12 protein-coding genes are annotated in these 16462 nt (G+C 64.4%); 11 read left to right on the top strand and 1 reads right to left on the bottom strand.

Features of this window, described 5'->3' with window-relative positions:
* Nucleotides 1-33: 33 nt before the first annotated feature.
* A complete protein-coding gene (locus tag RX329_RS34205; protein WP_018455001.1) occupies nt 34-675 on the bottom strand; it encodes an OmpA family protein in 642 nt (213 codons plus the stop codon).
* Between the two features lie 513 nt (nt 676-1188).
* Here RX329_RS34205 and RX329_RS34200 point away from each other — a divergent pair.
* The 11 genes from RX329_RS34200 (at nt 1189) to RX329_RS34150 (ending at nt 16452) form a co-directional block, all read left to right on the top strand.
* The gene (locus RX329_RS34200; RefSeq protein WP_018455000.1) at nt 1189-1434 is read left to right on the top strand and encodes a hypothetical protein; all 246 of its coding nucleotides are present in this window, start codon (nt 1189-1191) and stop codon (nt 1432-1434) included.
* 119 nt (nt 1435-1553) lie between these two features.
* Nucleotides 1554-1802: a hypothetical protein gene (locus RX329_RS34195; protein WP_007595197.1), complete on the top strand. Its 249-nt coding sequence runs from the start codon at nt 1554-1556 to the stop codon at nt 1800-1802.
* Between the two features lie 108 nt (nt 1803-1910).
* The gene (locus RX329_RS34190; protein ID WP_018454999.1) at nt 1911-3074 is read left to right on the top strand and encodes a winged helix-turn-helix domain-containing protein; all 1164 of its coding nucleotides are present in this window, start codon (nt 1911-1913) and stop codon (nt 3072-3074) included.
* A 145-nt stretch (nt 3075-3219) separates the two neighbouring features.
* Nucleotides 3220-4551 carry an MFS transporter gene (locus RX329_RS34185; RefSeq protein WP_018454998.1) on the top strand — a complete coding sequence of 444 codons (1332 nt, stop codon included), beginning with the start codon at nt 3220-3222 and terminating at the stop codon, nt 4549-4551.
* Between the two features lie 216 nt (nt 4552-4767).
* On the top strand, nt 4768-5874 hold the full coding sequence (locus RX329_RS34180; RefSeq protein WP_317244929.1) for an efflux RND transporter periplasmic adaptor subunit: 1107 nt from the start codon (nt 4768-4770) through the stop codon (nt 5872-5874).
* A 179-nt stretch (nt 5875-6053) separates the two neighbouring features.
* Entirely contained in the window at nt 6054-9191 is a 3138-nt protein-coding gene (locus tag RX329_RS34175) for an efflux RND transporter permease subunit (RefSeq protein WP_317244928.1), read from the top strand.
* Between the two features lie 34 nt (nt 9192-9225).
* Complete coding sequence (locus tag RX329_RS34170; RefSeq protein WP_085361299.1) at nt 9226-9825, top strand: TetR/AcrR family transcriptional regulator; 600 nt, start codon at nt 9226-9228, stop codon at nt 9823-9825.
* A 178-nt stretch (nt 9826-10003) separates the two neighbouring features.
* A complete protein-coding gene (locus RX329_RS34165) occupies nt 10004-10627 on the top strand; it encodes a flavin reductase family protein (protein ID WP_026232855.1) in 624 nt (207 codons plus the stop codon).
* Nucleotides 10628-10803: 176 nt separating this feature from the next.
* Nucleotides 10804-13071, top strand: coding sequence for an acyl-CoA dehydrogenase (locus tag RX329_RS34160; RefSeq protein WP_317244927.1), 2268 nt, complete (start codon nt 10804-10806; stop codon nt 13069-13071).
* Complete coding sequence (locus tag RX329_RS34155; RefSeq protein ID WP_317244926.1) at nt 13071-14354, top strand: acetyl-CoA C-acetyltransferase; 1284 nt, start codon at nt 13071-13073, stop codon at nt 14352-14354. Before RX329_RS34160 ends, RX329_RS34155 begins: the two co-directional genes overlap by 1 nt.
* Before the next feature lies 1 nt (nt 14355).
* The gene (locus RX329_RS34150; protein WP_317244925.1) at nt 14356-16452 is read left to right on the top strand and encodes a 3-hydroxyacyl-CoA dehydrogenase NAD-binding domain-containing protein; all 2097 of its coding nucleotides are present in this window, start codon (nt 14356-14358) and stop codon (nt 16450-16452) included.
* The last annotated feature ends 10 nt before the right edge of the window (nt 16453-16462 follow it).

Here is a 16462-nt window from a genome sequence, read left to right as displayed (position 1 = left end):
CAGGCGGCGTCTTGATGGGCGACAATTTCGGAATCACTTCGACGCGGTCTTGGTGTCCATGTTCACGACCTGGACGCGGCGGTTGATCGGGTCGGCGCCGTTGGCGGCGTCCTTCAGCTTGGTCTTGCCGTAGCCGACGGTGACGAGATCGGTGCCGGTGAGACCGTAGTTCAGCACCAGGTATTTCTTGATGGTGTCGGCCCGCCGCTCGGAGAGCCCCTGATTGTAGGCCTCGGTGCCGACCGCATCGGTGTGGCCGGCGACCACGAAGGTCGAGCCCTTCAACGAGGGATCGGACAGCGCCTTGCCGAGCGCCTGTACCGACGGCACCGACGTCTTGGCGATGTCGGCCGAGTTGTAGTCGAACTGGATCTCCAGATCGATCTTCGGCTTGGTCGCGGCGAGCTCGGCAATCTGCTCGCGCTCGCCCGTCGACAGCGACCGCGTCGAGCGGTTGCGCACGGTGTTCAGGAACGTCGATTCCTTGGCCTGGACCGCCGGATCAACCTGCGGACCTGCGGACAGACCCCGGGTCACGGGCTTCGGCTTCAGTGCATCCAGGATCTGGTTGGTAGAGACATTGCCGTCGCCGGCCATAGCCAAGCCGGCTGTCATCGACAGAATTGCCGAGAGGGTCACCGCCTTCAGTGCAAAAGAGTTATTGAAACGGGTCATTGTCGTATCCTCGTTGTGACGCCTGATGGCTATTTGATGCTGCGAGCATAGGGCAGGTTCAAAAGCCCTGGTGTGATCTTGGTCACGGTGGAAACGGGGCCGTCCTGGACCACGGCAGCGTATTTCAAGCGGTTTCGGTTCATAGAGAGCCGACCCGCGGTCCGCTCCGAGGAGGGGCGCCAGCGCGGGAAGAGAAGTGGTCGCACACCTCTCCGGCGATGGTTCGAGCCGTCGCAGTCCTGTCGTGATCCGCATCACTGAGGACCGCCGCGCCGAGGTGCCGCTCGGGCGGCGGGGGCCGGTTCACTCAAGGAAACCCATGCTCACCGATTGTCGCAAAGCCGTCGCGTGTTGGCCTGTCTGTGAACAATTTTTCGGCCAGATGGACGCCTAGCAGGGCACAGCCTCCAACAAGCGCAAACGAAGGGAGCTGAGTTCCACCCAGTGCCGAGGCCAAGTGATTACCAGTTTTATCGCAATGGCCCGCCGGATCGGACCGTGTCCCTGAGCTCCATGCCCATCTATATCGGGGCGGCGATGATCGCGGTGGCGATCTTGCTGTCGACACTAATCACGGGGCTGACCTCCCGCTATGTCGGGCTTCAAGCGCCGACCGACGAGAACATGTGGCTGGTCGATCGTCTCACCGGCAACGTCTATCGCTGCCAGGCGGAGGAGCGCGGCAAGGCCTCGTGCGAACCCGATGTCGCAACAGGCAGCGTCGGCGACCGGTCCAAAGCCCCGAAAGCCGGCCGCTGAGTCCTGCCGTCTTCGCACCGCAGCAAGAAATTGTCTTCTCCACGAAACGTCTTCGCGGGAGAATACGTATTGCGAAGGCCGACATGACGCCGGTTTCGTTTTACGGAGGAGACTTTTCGATGAAAATCTTGCTCACAGCTGCAGCTTTGGTCGCGTTCGCCGTTTCCCCTGCATCTGCCGCGATGATGGCGTGCACCAGCGACAATATGATGAAGTCCGCCGCCATGATGGGCGGCACGGCGGATACGCCGGCCAAGACGGCCATGAACAAGGAAATGGCCATGGCCAACACCGACATGAGCAACGGCAAGATGAAAAGCGCCTGCATGCATTACATGAAGGCGCAGAAGGCCATGTCGATGAAGTAGCAAGCGCCTTCCGACCGCGCTGTCAGCAGATGGCGGCGCGGTTTTTCCTTGTCCGCTCCTGGATCGGCTTCTTGGCTGGATGCGAATCCCGCTACACTGCATTCCGCAATGTCCCGCGCGCCCAAACCGATTCCACTCACCACGACACAGGCCCGGCAAATCTGGCTTCATGCCCAGCGGCTGGACGAGCGCGCGCCGTTCGGTGACGGCGCGCAAGCCGTCTCCGACGCGGTCGCCCATCTCGGCTATGTGCAGATCGACACCATCAACGTGATCGAGCGCTGCCATCATCACATCCTGTTCAGCCGGATTCCGTCCTACCGGCGCGCCGACCTGCGCCATGCCCAGAGCGTCGACAAGAGCGTCTTTGAATATTGGACGCATGCGCTGTCTTACGTGCCGGCCGGCGACTTCCGCTTCTTCCTGCCGGCGATGTGCGAGCACCGCCGCGAGGGGCACAAATGGTTCGCCTCGGTGAAACCTGCCGACATGCGCAAGGTGATGCGGCTGGTGCGCGCCGGCCCGCTGACGATCCGCGACATCGAGGACGACGTGCTCACCGAGAAGGAGCATCTCTGGCAAAGCCGAAAACCCTCGAAGCGGGCATTGCAGCTCGCCTTCTACATGGGTGCCGTGACCGTCAGCGAGCGCCAGGGCATGCTCAAGACTTATGAGCTGATGACGCGCCATTTCGGCTGGGACAAGCTGCCGAAGCCGGCGTCGGCAAAGGACATCACGGTCTATCTGCTCGATCGCGCGCTGCGATCGCAAGGTGTCGTGAGCCTCGATTCGGTCTGCCATCTCAACGCGCCGCGCAAGCCGGCGGTGGCTGCCCTGATCGGCTCGCGCGTCCGCCGTGGCGAGCTCGTGCCTGTCGCCATCGACGGTGCCGGCAAGCAGGAGCACTGGGCAGTGCCGGCTGCGCTCGAGCCGGGCGAGTGCGCGCCGCCGGATCTGGTCCATATCCTGTCGCCGTTCGATCCGCTGATCATCCAGCGCAAGCGCACCAATCTCATTTTCGGTTACAACCATTTGTTCGAGGCCTATGTGCCGAAGGCCAAACGCAAGCTCGGCTATTTCGCGCTGCCCGTGCTGGTCGGCGACGAGATCGTCGCCGCGCTCGATCTGAAGACCGACCGGCAGGCGAAGAAGCTGCTGATGCAGAAATGGACCTGGGTCGGCGAGGGGAAGAAGACCGCGGGGCGCAAGGAGCTCAAACGGAAGATCGAGGAGGAGCTCGATCGCTTTGCGAAGTTTCAATTGGCAGAGTAGTTGTGCGCGGCGGGGATCACCGAGCTCTGTCGTAGCGCAACGTGGTGGCCGGCTGCGCCCCTTGCATTGCTTGCTCCATTGACTCTTTCGCGGCGATGCTCAAAACCCCGGATCAGCCCATAAAAGCAACAACCCGGGGGAAGCCATGAGCCAGACCACGACCTATGCCGGTTCGACCGGCGCAGCCAAGTCGGAAATCGAGACCTCGACGATCCGCGCCATCTCCTGGCGCCTGATCCCGTTCCTGGTGCTGGCCTATTTCTTCTCCTATCTCGACCGCGTCAATCTCGGCTTCGCCGCGCTGACCATGAATGCCGAGCTGAAATTCACGCCGCTGATCTTCTCCTGGGGCGCCGGCATCTTCTTCATCGGCTATTTCATCTTCGAGGTGCCGAGCAATCTGGCGCTGGAGAAGTTCGGCGCCAGCCGCTGGATCGCCCGCATCATGGTGACCTGGGGCATCATCTCGGCGCTGATGGCGCTCACGAGCGGGGTCACGAGCTTCTACGTGCTGCGCTTCCTGCTCGGCGTCGCCGAAGCCGGCTTCTTCCCCGGCATCATCCTCTATCTCACTTATTGGTATCCGGCCGAATATCGCGCCCGCTTCCTCGCGGCCTTCGCCATCGCCGTTCCGGTCTCCACCGTGATCGGCGCGCCGGTCTCTGGCCTGCTGCTCGGCCTCGACGGGGCCATGGGCCTGAAGGGCTGGCAGTGGCTGTTCATCATCGAGGGCATTCCCTCCGTGCTGCTCGGCATCGTCACCTGGTTCTATCTCACCGACAGGCCAGAGAAGGCGGATTGGCTCTCGGCCGAGCAGAAGGCCTGGCTCAAGACCAAGCTCGATGCCGAGATCGCGGCCAAGCAGGCGGTGAAGCATATGTCGCTCGGCGAGGCGCTGACCTCACCTAAGGTGATCATGCTGAGCCTGGTCTATTTCGGCTTCGTCGGCGCGCTCTATGGCATGCAGTTCTGGCTGCCGCAGATCGTCAAGGCGTTCGGCCTCACCAACGCCCAGACCGGCTTCGTCACCGCGATTCCGTATCTGTTCGGCACCATCGCAATGATCCTGTGGGCGCGGCATTCCGATGCCACGCGCGAGCGCGTGATGCATGTCGGCGCGCCGTTGCTGCTCACCGCCGTCGCTCTCGGCGTCTCCAGCTATCTCACCGACCCCACCCTGACGATGATCGTGCTGACGGTTGCCGCGATCGGCGTGTTCTGCTGCTTCGGCGTGTTCTGGACCCTGCCGACGGCCTGGCTCTCCGGCACGGCGGCGGCCGGCGCCATCGCTCTGATCAACTCGATCGGCAATCTCGCCGGGTTCGGCGGACCGTATCTGATCGGCTGGGTCAAGGAAGCCACCGGGCAGACCTCGACCGGACTGCTCGTGCTCGCGGTGCTGCCGCTGATCGCCGGCATCCTGGTCTTCATCGGTGGCCACGACAGCAAGCACGAGTTCGCCGAACAGGGGCGGTAGCCTCGAAATGTCGCCCTGGCGAAAGCCAGGCCCATTCCGTGCGGTCCCTCTGGGCCGCGGCGCGACGCTCTCTTCCAACAGTCCGGGCTTTCCGCCAAGGGCAGCGGGGAGGTTACCACCTCTTAACGATCACGCTTTCCTGATGACTGACGATTATTGACTTTCATCAGTGATTAGTCGACATTCCTCTCATTGCAGCCGAGGGAGTGTCCTCCGATGTTCGTCCGATCCGTTTTGTCCAGCTATTCGAGGCTTTTGGCCGGTGTTTCGCTGGCGCTGATGGCTGCCGCCCTCGCTGGGTGCAATGACACCGTCGCTGAAAAGGCCGACCCGCCGCGGCCGGTCCTGGTCGCCACCGCCCACTACGATGCCGAAAAGCCCGAGCGCAGCTTCGTCGGCACGATCAGGCCGCGGATCGAGAGCGATCTGGGCTTTCGGGTCGCGGGCAAGGTCGCCAAGCGTCTGGTCGAAGTTGGCCAGACCGTCGAGATCGGTCAGCCGCTCGCGGTCCTCGATGAGGTCGATCTGAAGCTCCAGGCCGAGCAAGCCGTCGCCGAACAGACCGCTGCGACCGGCGTGCTGGCCCAGGCCGCCGCGGCCGAGCAGCGCGCCAAGGATTTGAAGGCCAAGGGCTGGACCACCGACGCGCAGCTGGATTCGAGCCGCGCCGCTGCCGACGAGGCCCGCGCCCGCCTGAACCGGGCCGAGCGCTCGGTCGAGCTGACCAACAATTCCCTTTCCTACGCGACGCTCAACGCCGACGCCCGTGGCGTCGTCACCGCAACACTGATCGAGCCCGGCCAGGTGGTTGCCGCAGGCCAGACCTCGATCCGTGTCGCCCGCTTTGCCGAAAAGGAAGCGGTCGTCGCGATCCCTGAGACGCTGGTTGGACGTGCCAAATCGGGCGCCGCCAGCGTCACTCTTTGGTCGGAGCCGGGCAAGAAATATACGGCCAGGCTGCGCGAGATCGCGCCCACCGCAGATCCCGCCACGCGCACCTATCTCGCAAAATTCTCCCTCCCCGAGGCTGACGACAAGGTCTCGCTCGGCATGACGGCGACGCTGACTCTGTCGGACGCTGCCACCGAGCGCGTCGCGCGGCTGCCGCTGTCGGCGCTGTTCAACGAAGGCGACAAGCCGTCCTTCTACGTCGTCGACGACAACGGCGGGGTGACGCTGAAGCCGGTGACGGTGAAGTCCTACGAGAGCAACGACGTCGTCATCACCGGTGGTGTCGAAGAGGGTGCCAAGATCGTTGCCCTCGGTGTTCAGAAGCTCGATCCGGGCCAGAGGGTGCGGATCGTGTCGTCACTGTCCTTTTAAGTCTCGCTTACGAGTTACGTCGTGTGAGGTGAGTTTCGGCCCGAGCGCAAATGCTGGGGCTGAAGCGGCGAAGCGATCCAGAACCTGCCCAGCCCCCTGGATTGCTTCGCTGCCTCGCGACGACGCGTTCAACAGAGCGGCTGTGGTTTTTTGCAACCGGATCATCTTTGGAGAGTGCGATGAAGCGCTTCAATCTTTCGGCCTGGGCCGTCAGCCATCCGACGCTGATCCTGTTCCTGATGCTCATACTCGGCGTCGCCGGATTCTTCTCCTATCAGAAGCTCGGTCGCGCCGAGGATCCGTTTTTCACGGTGAAGGTGGTCAACGTCTCCGTGCTGTGGCCGGGCGCGACAGCGCAGGAAATGCAGGCGCAGGTCGCCGATCCCATCGAGAAGAAGATCCAGGAGCTGCCCTACTTCGAGAAGGTGCAGACCTATTCCAAGCCCGGATTCACTGCGCTCCAGGTGACCTTCCGCGATTCTACGCCGCCGAAGGACGTGCCGTATCTCTTTTATCTGCTGCGCAAGAAGCTGGTCGACGTGCAGGGCCAGCTGCCCGCAGGGATTCTCGGGCCCGTCGTCAACGACGAGTTCTCCGACGTCGATTCCATCCTCTACATGATGACGGGCGACGGCGCCGACTACGCCCAGCTCAAGAAGGTCTCGGAAGGTTTCCGTCAGCGCCTTCTGAAGGTGCCGGGCGTGACCAAGGTCGACGTTTACGGCAACCAGGATGAGCGCATCTTCGTCGAGTTCAGCCATGCCAAGCTCGCCACGCTCGGCATCACGCCGCAGGCGCTGTTCGATTCGCTCGCCAAGCAGAACAACGTGACGCCGGCCGGCACGGTCGAGACCTCGTCGCAGCGCGTGCCGCTGCGCGTCACCGGTGCGCTCGACGGCGCCAAGGCCGTCGCCGAAACTCCGGTCGAGAGCAACGGCCGCGTGTTCCGCCTCGGCGACATCGCCACCGTCACCCATGGCTATGTCGACCCGCCGAGCTTCATCGTGCGCCAGGAAGGCAAGGCCGCGATCGGCATCGGCGTCGTCACCGCCAAGGGCGCCAACATCCTCGATCTCGGCAAGGAGGTCGAGAAGGCGACGGCTGAATTCATGAAGGCGGTGCCGCAGGGCGTCGACGTCAAACTGATCGCCGACCAGCCCAAGGTGGTCGAGCACGCGGTCGGCGAGTTCGTACACTCTTTCATGGAAGCCCTCGTCATCGTGCTGTTCGTGTCGTTCCTGGCGCTTGGCTGGCGCACCGGCATCGTGGTCGCATTGTCGGTGCCCCTGGTGCTCGGCATCGTCTTCGTCGTCATGAACACGATGTCGCTCGACCTGCACCGCATCACGCTCGGTGCGCTGATCATCGCGCTCGGCCTGCTGGTGGATGACGCCATCATTGCCGTCGAGATGATGGTGGTGAAGATGGAGCAGGGCTGGGACCGCATGCGTGCGGCGTCCTTTGCCTGGGAATCCACTGCGTTTCCGATGCTCACGGGAACGCTGGTCACGGCCGCTGGCTTCCTCCCCATCGGCTTTGCCAATTCCGCGGTCGGCGAATATGCCGGCAGCATCTTCTGGATCGTGGCGATCGCGCTGGTCGCGTCCTGGTTCGTGGCGGTGATCTTCACGCCCTATATCGGCGTCATGCTGCTGCCCAACATCAAGGTGCACCACAATCACGATCCGCACGCGGTCTACGAGACTCGCATGTATCGGGGCCTGCGCGCCATCGTGCAGTGGTGCGTCAACCACCGCATCACCGTGGTGGTCGCGACCGTCGGCGTCTTCATCGCCTCGATCGTCGGCTTCGGCCACGTCCAGCAGCAGTTCTTCCCGCTGTCCGAGCGTCCCGAGCTGTTCCTCCAGCTTCGCCTGCCCGAGGGCACCGCCTTCAACGTCACCGAAAAGGCGGTGAAGAAGGCCGAGACCATGCTCAAGGACGACAAGGACATCGAGACCTACACGGCCTATGTCGGACAGGGCTCGCCGCGCTTCTGGCTCGGCCTCAATCCGCAGCTTCCGAACGAGGCTTTTGCCGAAATCGTCATCGTCGCAAAGGGCGTCGAGGCGCGCGAGCGCATCAAGGCCAAGCTTGAAAACGCCGTTGCCGACGGCGCGCTCAACGAGGCCCGCGTGCGCGTCGACCGCTTCAATTTCGGTCCCCCGGTTGGTTTTCCCGTGCAGTTTCGCGTCATCGGACCCGACGCCAACAAGGTGCGCGAGATCGCCTACCAGGTCCGCGACGTCATGCGGCAGAACAAGAGCGTCAAGGACGTCCAGCTCGATTGGAACGAGCAGTCGCCTTACCTCAAGCTCGTCGTCGACCAGGATCGCGCACGCGCCATGGGCCTGACCCCGCAGGACGTGTCGCAGGCGCTGTCGATGCTGATCTCGGGCTCGCAGGTGACGACCGTGCGCGACGGCATCGAAAAGGTCGGCGTGGTCGCGCGCGCCGTCTCGTCCGAGCGGCTCGACCTCGGCGCCGTCGGCGATCTCACCATCACCTCGCGCAACGGCGTGGCCGTGCCGCTGCAGCAGATCGCCAAGATCGAGTATGCGCACGAGGAACCGATCATGTGGCGGCGTAACCGCGACATGGCGATCACCGTGCGCTCCGACGTCGTCGACGGCGTGCAGGCGCCCGACGTCACCGGCCAGATCGCGCCGAAGCTGAAGGCGATCAAGGACAACCTGGAGCCGGCCTACCGCATCGAGGCGGGCGGCGCGTTCGAGGAATCCGCCAAGGGCAACGCCTCGATCTTCATTCTCTTCCCGCTGATGGTCATGGTGATGCTGACGCTGCTGATGTTCCAGCTGCAGAGCTTCTCGCGCCTGATCCTGGTGTTTCTGACTGCGCCGCTCGGCATTGTCGGCGCCTCGTTCGGGCTCAACATCGCCAACGCCCCGTTCGGCTTCGTGGCGCTGCTCGGCCTGATCGCGCTCGCCGGCATGATCATGCGTAACGCCGTGATCCTGGTGGATCAGATCGAGACCGACGTCTCGCACGGCCTGACCCGCCGCGAGGCGATCGTGGAGGCCACCGTCCGCCGCGCCCGTCCGGTGGTGCTGACGGCGCTTGCCGCCATCCTCGCCATGATCCCGCTGTCGCGCTCGGCGTTCTGGGGGCCGATGGCGATCACCATCATGGGTGGCTTGTTCGTCGCGACCTTCCTGACGCTGCTGTACCTGCCGGGCCTCTACGCCCTCTGGTTCCGCAAGAGCCTGGATGAGGCGGGCACGCCCGAGCAGCCTGCCGCGCCGCAGCATGGGAGCGATGACCAGAACGCAATTCCGCTTGCTGAGGCGGCTGAATAAGTGAAGATGAACTGCTGATTGACGAGTCTGACAGATGACACTGGTTTCGGAACATATCGAAGGCGACACCCGGGAACGCATTCTCGAGGTGGCCGAGAGGCTGTTCCGCCAGATCGGCTATCTCAAGACCACGGTCGGCGACATCGCCAAGGAGCTCAAGATGAGCCCCGCCAACGTCTATCGCTTCTTCGAATCGAAGAAGGCGATTCATCAGGCGGTGGCCCGTTCGCTAATGGGCGAGGTCGAGCTGGAAGCGCAGCGGATCGTGGCCAGGCCCGGTCCGGTACTGCCGCGATTCCGTGAGCTGCTCACCACCATCAATCGCATGAACACCGAGCGCTATGTCGGCGACAATAAGCTGCACGAGATGGTCGAGATCGCGATGCAGGAGGACTGGGACGTCTGCGTCAACCACATGGAGTGCATTGCCGGGGTCATCGGCCAGATGATCGCGCAAGGCGTGGCTTCCGGCGAGTTCGAGGCGCCGGACCTGCAACTGGCTGCGCTGTGCGCCTGCACCGCGATGATGCGCTTTTTCCACCCCCAGATGATCGCCCAGTGCGCTACCAAGCCGGGCCCGACCATCGACCAGATGATCGATTTCGTCATCGCGGGATTGTCCCCGCGCCACTGACGCGGCGGCGGATTTCCTCCTATAAGCAGGCCGACCGCCACGGAATGACGGCTGATGGCGGGCAAGGACGGATCAACAAACTCCGTCATTGCGAGCTTTGCGAAGCAATCCAGACTGTCTCTGCGGAGGGATTCTGGATTGCTTCGCTGCGCTCGCAATGACGAGAAGGAAACAGCGCGTGACCGACAAAGACCTGCACTTCTACGAGCCCGCCAAGGGCCACGGCCTCAAGCACGATCCCTTCAACGCCATCGTCGCGCCGCGGCCGATCGGCTGGATTTCGTCGCGCGACACCAACGGCCACGTCAACCTCGCGCCCTACAGCTTCTTCAACGCTTTCTGCTACGTCCCCCCGATCATCGGCTTCTCCTCCACCAACTGGAAGGACACGGTCGAAAACATCCAGCAGACCGGCGAGTTCGTCTGGAACCTCGCCACCATGGACCTGGCCAGGCACATGAACGCGACTGCGGCGCATGTTGGCCCTGAGGTCGACGAGTTCAAAGTTGCGGGCCTCACCGCCGTGCCCGGCAGGCTCGTCAACGTGCCGCGCGTCGGCGAGAGTCCCGTCGCCTTCGAATGCAAGGTGTCCGATATCGTCCGCCTCAAGGGCGCCGACGGCAAGGAAGCCAATGCCTGGCTGACGCTCGGCGAGGTCGTTGCCGTCCACATCGACAAGGCCATGATCAAGGACGGCGTCTACCAGACCGCCGCCGCCCGCCCGATCGTACGCGCCGGCCGCAGCGGGGATTATTTCGAAATCAAGCCGGAAAACATGTTCGAGATGGTGCGGCCGGATTAGACCGGCCGACCGCGAAGCCATCCCCTCCCGGAACTGCCACCACGCCTCGGCCGTTATGGCCCCTGGGCGGCTGCCCGGCCGCGTCAATTCGCGTCTTTCCGCAGGCGAAGTCTTCACCGCCGCCGGCCACTTTCCGCTAAAATGCCCGATCACCGCGCCGATGCATGAGGTCCGCCATGAGCTTCCGCCGCGACACCCTGACCAAGCCGATTTTCTCCTGGGCGCGCGGCGTGCTGCCGGCGATGTCGGACACCGAGCGCGAGGCGCTGGAGGCCGGCGACGTCTGGTGGGACGCCGATCTCTTCACCGGCAACCCCGATTGGTCGAAGCTGCTGAAGGTCCCGCAGGCAACGCTGACCGAAGAGGAGCGGGCCTTCCTCAACGGCCCCGTCGACGAGCTTTGCGCCATGCTCGACGAGTGGAAGATCTTTTGGGAATGGCGCGACCTGCCGCCCGATGTCTGGCACTTCATCAAGCGCGAAAAATTCTTCGGCATTATCATTCCGAAGGAGTTCGGCGGCCTCGGCTTCTCGCCCTATGCGCATTCGGAAGTGGTGCGCAAGATCTCGACCCGCTCGATCGCCGCCGCGGTGACGGTGATGGTGCCGAACTCGCTAGGTCCCGGTGAGCTCTTGATGCACTTCGGCACCAAGGAGCAGCAGCAGCGCTGGCTGCCGCGTCTTGCCGACGGCCGCGACATTCCCTGCTTCGGCCTCACCAGCCCCGAGGCCGGCTCCGACGCCGCCTCGATGGTCGACACCGGCATCATCTGCAAAGGCAGCTTCGAGGGCCAGGAGGTGCTGGGTCTGAAGCTCAACTGGCACAAGCGCTACATCACGCTCGGTCCCGTCGCGACGCTGCTTGGCCTGGCCTTCAAGGCCTATGACCCCGATCATCTCGTCGGCGACCAGGAAGAGCTCGGCATCAGCGTGGCGCTGATCCCGACCAACCTTCCCGGCGTCGAAATCGGCAAGCGCCATCTGCCGTCGATGCAGGTGTTCCAGAACGGCCCGAATTGGGGCCGCGACGTCTTCATTCCGCTCGACTACGTCATCGGCGGCCAGGCGCGGCTGGGGCGGGGCTGGAAGATGCTGATGACGGCGCTCGCCGCCGGCCGCGGCATTTCGTTGCCGTCGCTCTCCGCCGCCGGCGCCGCCTATGCCGCCCGCACCACCGGCGCCTATGCCCGCATCCGCGAGCAGTTCGGCATTTCCATCTCCAAATTCGAGGGCGTCGAGGAGCCGCTCGCACGCATCGTCGCGACCGCCTATCAGCTCGACGCGGCGCGACGGCTCACTTGCGCCGCGCTGAATGCCGGGATCCATCCCGCCGTCATCTCGGGCATCATGAAGCTGCACGCGACCGAGCGGATGCGCACCGCGGTCGACGACGCTATGGACATCCATGGCGGCAAGGCCGTGATCGACGGTCCGCAAAACTATCTCGGCAATCTCCACCGCGCCGTTCCGGTCGGCATCACCGTCGAGGGCGCCAATATCCTCACCCGCAATCTCATCGTGTTCGGACAGGGCGCCATCCGCGCCCATCCCTATCTGCTCGACGAGATGAATGCGCTTGCCGATGCCGATCGCGAGCGCGGGCTCACCGCCTTCGACAAGGTGTTCTGGAAACATGTCGGCCACAGCTTCGAGACACTCTTGCGCGCGTTCGGCCGGAGCTGGAGCTTTGGTGTCTTCGCGCTTGCACCCGATGCGGGTGACGCCAGGCCATTCTATCGTCAGCTCTCGCGCTACTCGGCGGCTTTTGCCCTCTGCGCCGATATGGCGCTGTTGACGCTCGGCGGCGCGCTCAAGCGCAAAGAGATGCTGTCGGCGCGCTTCGGCGACATCCTGTCCGAGCTGTATCTGCTCTCTGCCGCGCTGAAGCGCTGGCAGGACGAGGGCCGGCAGAAGGAGGATTTTGCCGCGCTCGAATGGTGCATGGCGACGGGCTTTCGGACCATCGAGAACCGGCTTGCCGAGATTCTCGCCAATCTGCCGAACCGCTTCGTCGCAGGCATCCTCAAATTCGTGGTCCAGCCCTTCGGCGCCCGCGTGCTGGGTCCCTCCGACCGGGTCGTGCATCAATGCGCGAGCCTCGTGCTGGAGCCGTCGGCCGCGCGCGACCGCCTCACGCCCGATCTCGCTTATGTCGACGACGATGGCGGCTTCGCCCGGCTGGAGCGCGCGTTCAACCTGATCGCAGGTGCGGACGCCATCGCCAGGCGCATGCGCGCGGCTCATCTGAGCGACTGGAAGGATGCGGTGGCCAAGGGTGTGATCACGCAGGCGGAGGGCGAGCAGCTGGCCGCGGCCCGCGAAGCCGTTACAAAGGTGATCGAGGTCGACGATTTTGCGCCGGAGGCGCTGTCGCCGATTTACAAGAAAACCGGCGACGTGCATCAGTTCTTCCAGGAACTCGGTGAACAAAGGGCGGCGAGCTGATGGCACGACCGGTTTTCATCGTCGACGGCAGTCGGACGCCGTTTTTGAAGGCGCGTTCGGGGCCGGGGCCGTTCACGCCGGTCGATCTCGCCGTACAATGCGGCCGGCCACTGCTGGCGCGTCAGCCGTTTTCGCCTGATACCTTCGACCAGGTCATCCTCGGCTGCGTCAACGTGATCGCGGACGAAATGAACCCGGCTCGCGTCGCCGCGCTCCGGCTCGGCATGGGCGAGGACATGGTCGCCTTCACCGTTCAGATCAATTGCGGATCCGGCATGCAGTCGATCGACACCGCGTACCGCTACATCCGCGAGGGCCATGCCGACATGATCCTGGCCGGCGGCACCGAGGCCTTGAGCCACGCGCCGCTGGTCTGGCCCAATTCCGGCGTGCGCTGGTTCGCCGGCCTCGCCACCGCCAAGGGCGTCGCCGCGAAGCTTGCCGCGGCCTTCAAGCTGCGGCCGCGCTATCTCAAACCGATCATCGGCCTCGAGCGCGGGCTGACCGATCCTATTACCGATCTCAACATGGGCCAGACGGCCGAAGTCGTCGGCCATCTCTTCGGCATCACCCGTGCGCAGTCCGATGCCTATGCCGCCGAGAGCCATCGCCGGCTCGCGCATGCGCAGGCGGCAGGTTTTCTCAAGGGCGAAGTCGAAACCGCGTTCTCCCGCGACGGAAAATTCTTCGACCATGATGATGGCGTGCGTCCGGACTCGACGGCCGAGAGGCTCGCAAAACTCCGGCCCGTGTTCGAGCGTCCCTGGGGCCAGGTCACCGCCGGCAATTCCTCGCAGATCACCGATGGCGCGTCCTGGGTGATCCTGGCGTCCGACGAAGCGGTCGCCAGGCACAAGCTGACGCCGAAGGCCGTCATCGTCGACAGCAACTGGGCCGCACTCGATCCAAGCATCATGGGTCTCGGTCCTGTGATGTCGGCGACGCCGTTACTGAAGCGCAATGATCTCACCATCCAGGACGTCGAGACCTGGGAGCTCAACGAGGCGTTCGCCACCCAAGTGCTCGGCTGCCTCGCCGCCTGGAATGACGACAAGTTCTGCCGCGAGATTTTGGGACTGGACGGCGCTGCCGGCGAGGTCGACCGCGACAAACTCAACGTCGATGGCGGCGCTATCTCGCTCGGGCATCCCGTCGGCACGTCCGGCAATCGCATCGTGCTGCATCTCGTCAACACCATGAAGCGGCTCGGCACGCGGCGCGGCGTTGCCACCGAATGCATCGGCGGCGGGCTCGGCGGCGCCATGCTGATCGAGGCGGTATGACATGGATTCCAGGATCATGACCGCGCTCGGCGACCGCGTGCTGGAGCTCGGGCCCAAGCCCGCCGCCGATAGTCCCTACAAGCACTTCAAGCTGACGCGCGACGCCGACGGTGTCGCCTGGCTGCTGTTCGACCGCACTGACGCCAGCGCCAACACGCTGTCCTCGGACGTGATGGAGGAGTTCGACGCCGTGCTGGCGGCGATCGAGACCGAGCGCCCTGCCGGCCTCGTGATCCGCTCCGCAAAGCCGTCCGGCTTCATCGCGGGCGCCGACGTCAACGAATTTCGCGGCGCCAGTGACGCCGGGATGGTGGAGACGCGGATCCGCGCCGCCCATGCGGTGGTCGATCATCTCGAAGCCTTGAGGTTGCCGACGGTCGCGGTGATCCACGGCTTCTGCCTCGGCGGCGGGCTCGAAGTCGCGCTCGCCTGCCAATCGCGCATCGCGATCGACGGCGCGCGCTTCGGCTTCCCCGAGGTGATGCTGGGGCTACATCCCGGTCTCGGCGGCACCGCGCGTTTCACTGCGCTGGTCAATCCGACACAATCGATGGCCCTGATGCTGACCGGCCGCACCATCGATGCCCGCCGCGCCAGATCGCTCGGCCTCGTCGATACCGTGACGCAGGAGCGCCACGTTCGCAATGCCGTCAAGGATGCGCTGTTCGGCCGTCTCAAGCGGGCGCGGCCGGGTTTTCTGACGCGTGCGGCGAATTTCGGCCCGGTGCGCGGGCTGCTGGCCAAACGGATGCGATCGGAGGCGGCGAAGGCCGCGTCCCGCGAGCATTATCCGGCGCCCTATGCCTTGATCGATCTCTGGGAGACCCATGGCGGCAGCAAGGCCGCGATGCTCGGGGCAGAGCAGGCCTCGTTCGCCAAGCTGATGGTGACGCCGACCGCGCAGAATTTGATCCGCGTGTTCTTCCTGCGCGAGCAGATGAAGAAAGCGGCAGGCTCCGGCAACACGATCAGGCATGCCCACGTCATCGGCGCGGGCGCCATGGGCGGCGACATCGCGGCCTGGTGCGCGGGGCAGGGGGTGCGCGTCTCGCTCGCCGACATGAAGGCGGAGCCGATCGCGGGCGCAGTCAAGCGCGCCGCCGAGCTCTACGGCAAGATCATCCGCAAGCCGACCGAGGTGCGCGACGCGCTCGATCGCCTCATGCCTGACATGGATGGGGAGGGCGTCCGCAACGCCGATCTCATCATCGAGGCGGTCCCGGAGAAGCTCGAGCTCAAGCAGAAGGTCTATGCCGGCCTCGAGCCGCGAATGAAGCCGGGCGCGATCCTCGCGACCAACACGTCGAGCATTCCGCTGCAGGATTTGCGCACCACGCTGGCGCGGCCGGAGCGGCTGGTCGGTCTCCACTTCTTCAACCCGGTGTCGCGGTTGCAACTGGTCGAAGTCGTCAGCCATGACGGTAACGATACGCAGGTGCTGAAGGAGGCACTCGCCTTCGTCGGCGCGATCGATCGGCTGCCGTTGCCGGTGAAGAGCTCGCCGGGCTTCCTCGTCAACCGCGCGCTGACGCCTTACATGCTGGAAGCGATGGTGATGCTGGACGAGAAGATCGACCAGCGCCTGATCGACGCCGCCGCGGAGCAGTTCGGCATGCCGATGGGGCCGATCGAACTGGCCGACCAGGTCGGGCTCGACATTTGTCTCGATGTCGGCGACATGCTGCGCACCAAGTTCGGCGATCTGCTGCCGCCGACGCCGGCCTGGCTGCGCGAGAAGGTCGCCAAGGGCGAACTCGGCCGCAAGACCGGCAAGGGCTTTTACGTCTGGCGTGACGGCAAGGCCGAGAAGGCGCCGTTGCCCGAGACCGGTCCGCGCGTCACCGACCAGATGATCGACCGCCTGGTGCTGCCGATGTCCAACGTCTGCGTCGCGGCGCTTCGCGAGGGTATCGTGGATGATGCCGACATGGTCGACGGCGCCATGATCTTCGGCACCGGTTATGCACCGTTCCGTGGCGGCCCGTTGAATTATGCGCGCACGCGTGGCGTCGATCATGTCGTATCCACCTTGCGCGCGCTGGCCGGAAGATTCGGCGAGCGCTTTGCGCCGGATCCGGGCTGGGACAATTTCAAGTGAGCAATTTCAA

Origin of the sequence: Bradyrhizobium sp. BWC-3-1 (genome assembly GCF_032917965.1) — a bacterium.
Lineage (GTDB): Bacteria > Pseudomonadota > Alphaproteobacteria > Rhizobiales > Xanthobacteraceae > Bradyrhizobium > Bradyrhizobium canariense_D.
Note: the sequence above shows the minus strand (reverse complement) of the source record. Positions and strands in the feature narration are given on the sequence as shown.

Excerpts from the sequence above, each read along its gene's own strand:
- RX329_RS34185 (WP_018454998.1), top strand. The coding sequence starts at position 3,220 with ATGAGCCAGACCACGACCTATGCCGGTTCGACCGGCGCAGCCAAGTCG.
- RX329_RS34190 (WP_018454999.1), top strand. The coding sequence starts at position 1,911 with ATGTCCCGCGCGCCCAAACCGATTCCACTCACCACGACACAGGCCCGG.
- RX329_RS34160 (WP_317244927.1), top strand. The coding sequence starts at position 10,804 with ATGAGCTTCCGCCGCGACACCCTGACCAAGCCGATTTTCTCCTGGGCG.
- RX329_RS34170 (WP_085361299.1), top strand. The coding sequence starts at position 9,226 with ATGACACTGGTTTCGGAACATATCGAAGGCGACACCCGGGAACGCATT.
- RX329_RS34205 (WP_018455001.1), bottom strand. The coding sequence starts at position 675 with ATGACCCGTTTCAATAACTCTTTTGCACTGAAGGCGGTGACCCTCTCG.
- RX329_RS34150 (WP_317244925.1), top strand. The coding sequence starts at position 14,356 with ATGGATTCCAGGATCATGACCGCGCTCGGCGACCGCGTGCTGGAGCTC.
- RX329_RS34180 (WP_317244929.1), top strand. The coding sequence starts at position 4,768 with ATGTTCGTCCGATCCGTTTTGTCCAGCTATTCGAGGCTTTTGGCCGGT.
- RX329_RS34200 (WP_018455000.1), top strand. The coding sequence starts at position 1,189 with ATGCCCATCTATATCGGGGCGGCGATGATCGCGGTGGCGATCTTGCTG.
- RX329_RS34155 (WP_317244926.1), top strand. The coding sequence starts at position 13,071 with ATGGCACGACCGGTTTTCATCGTCGACGGCAGTCGGACGCCGTTTTTG.
- RX329_RS34175 (WP_317244928.1), top strand. The coding sequence starts at position 6,054 with ATGAAGCGCTTCAATCTTTCGGCCTGGGCCGTCAGCCATCCGACGCTG.
- RX329_RS34195 (WP_007595197.1), top strand. The coding sequence starts at position 1,554 with ATGAAAATCTTGCTCACAGCTGCAGCTTTGGTCGCGTTCGCCGTTTCC.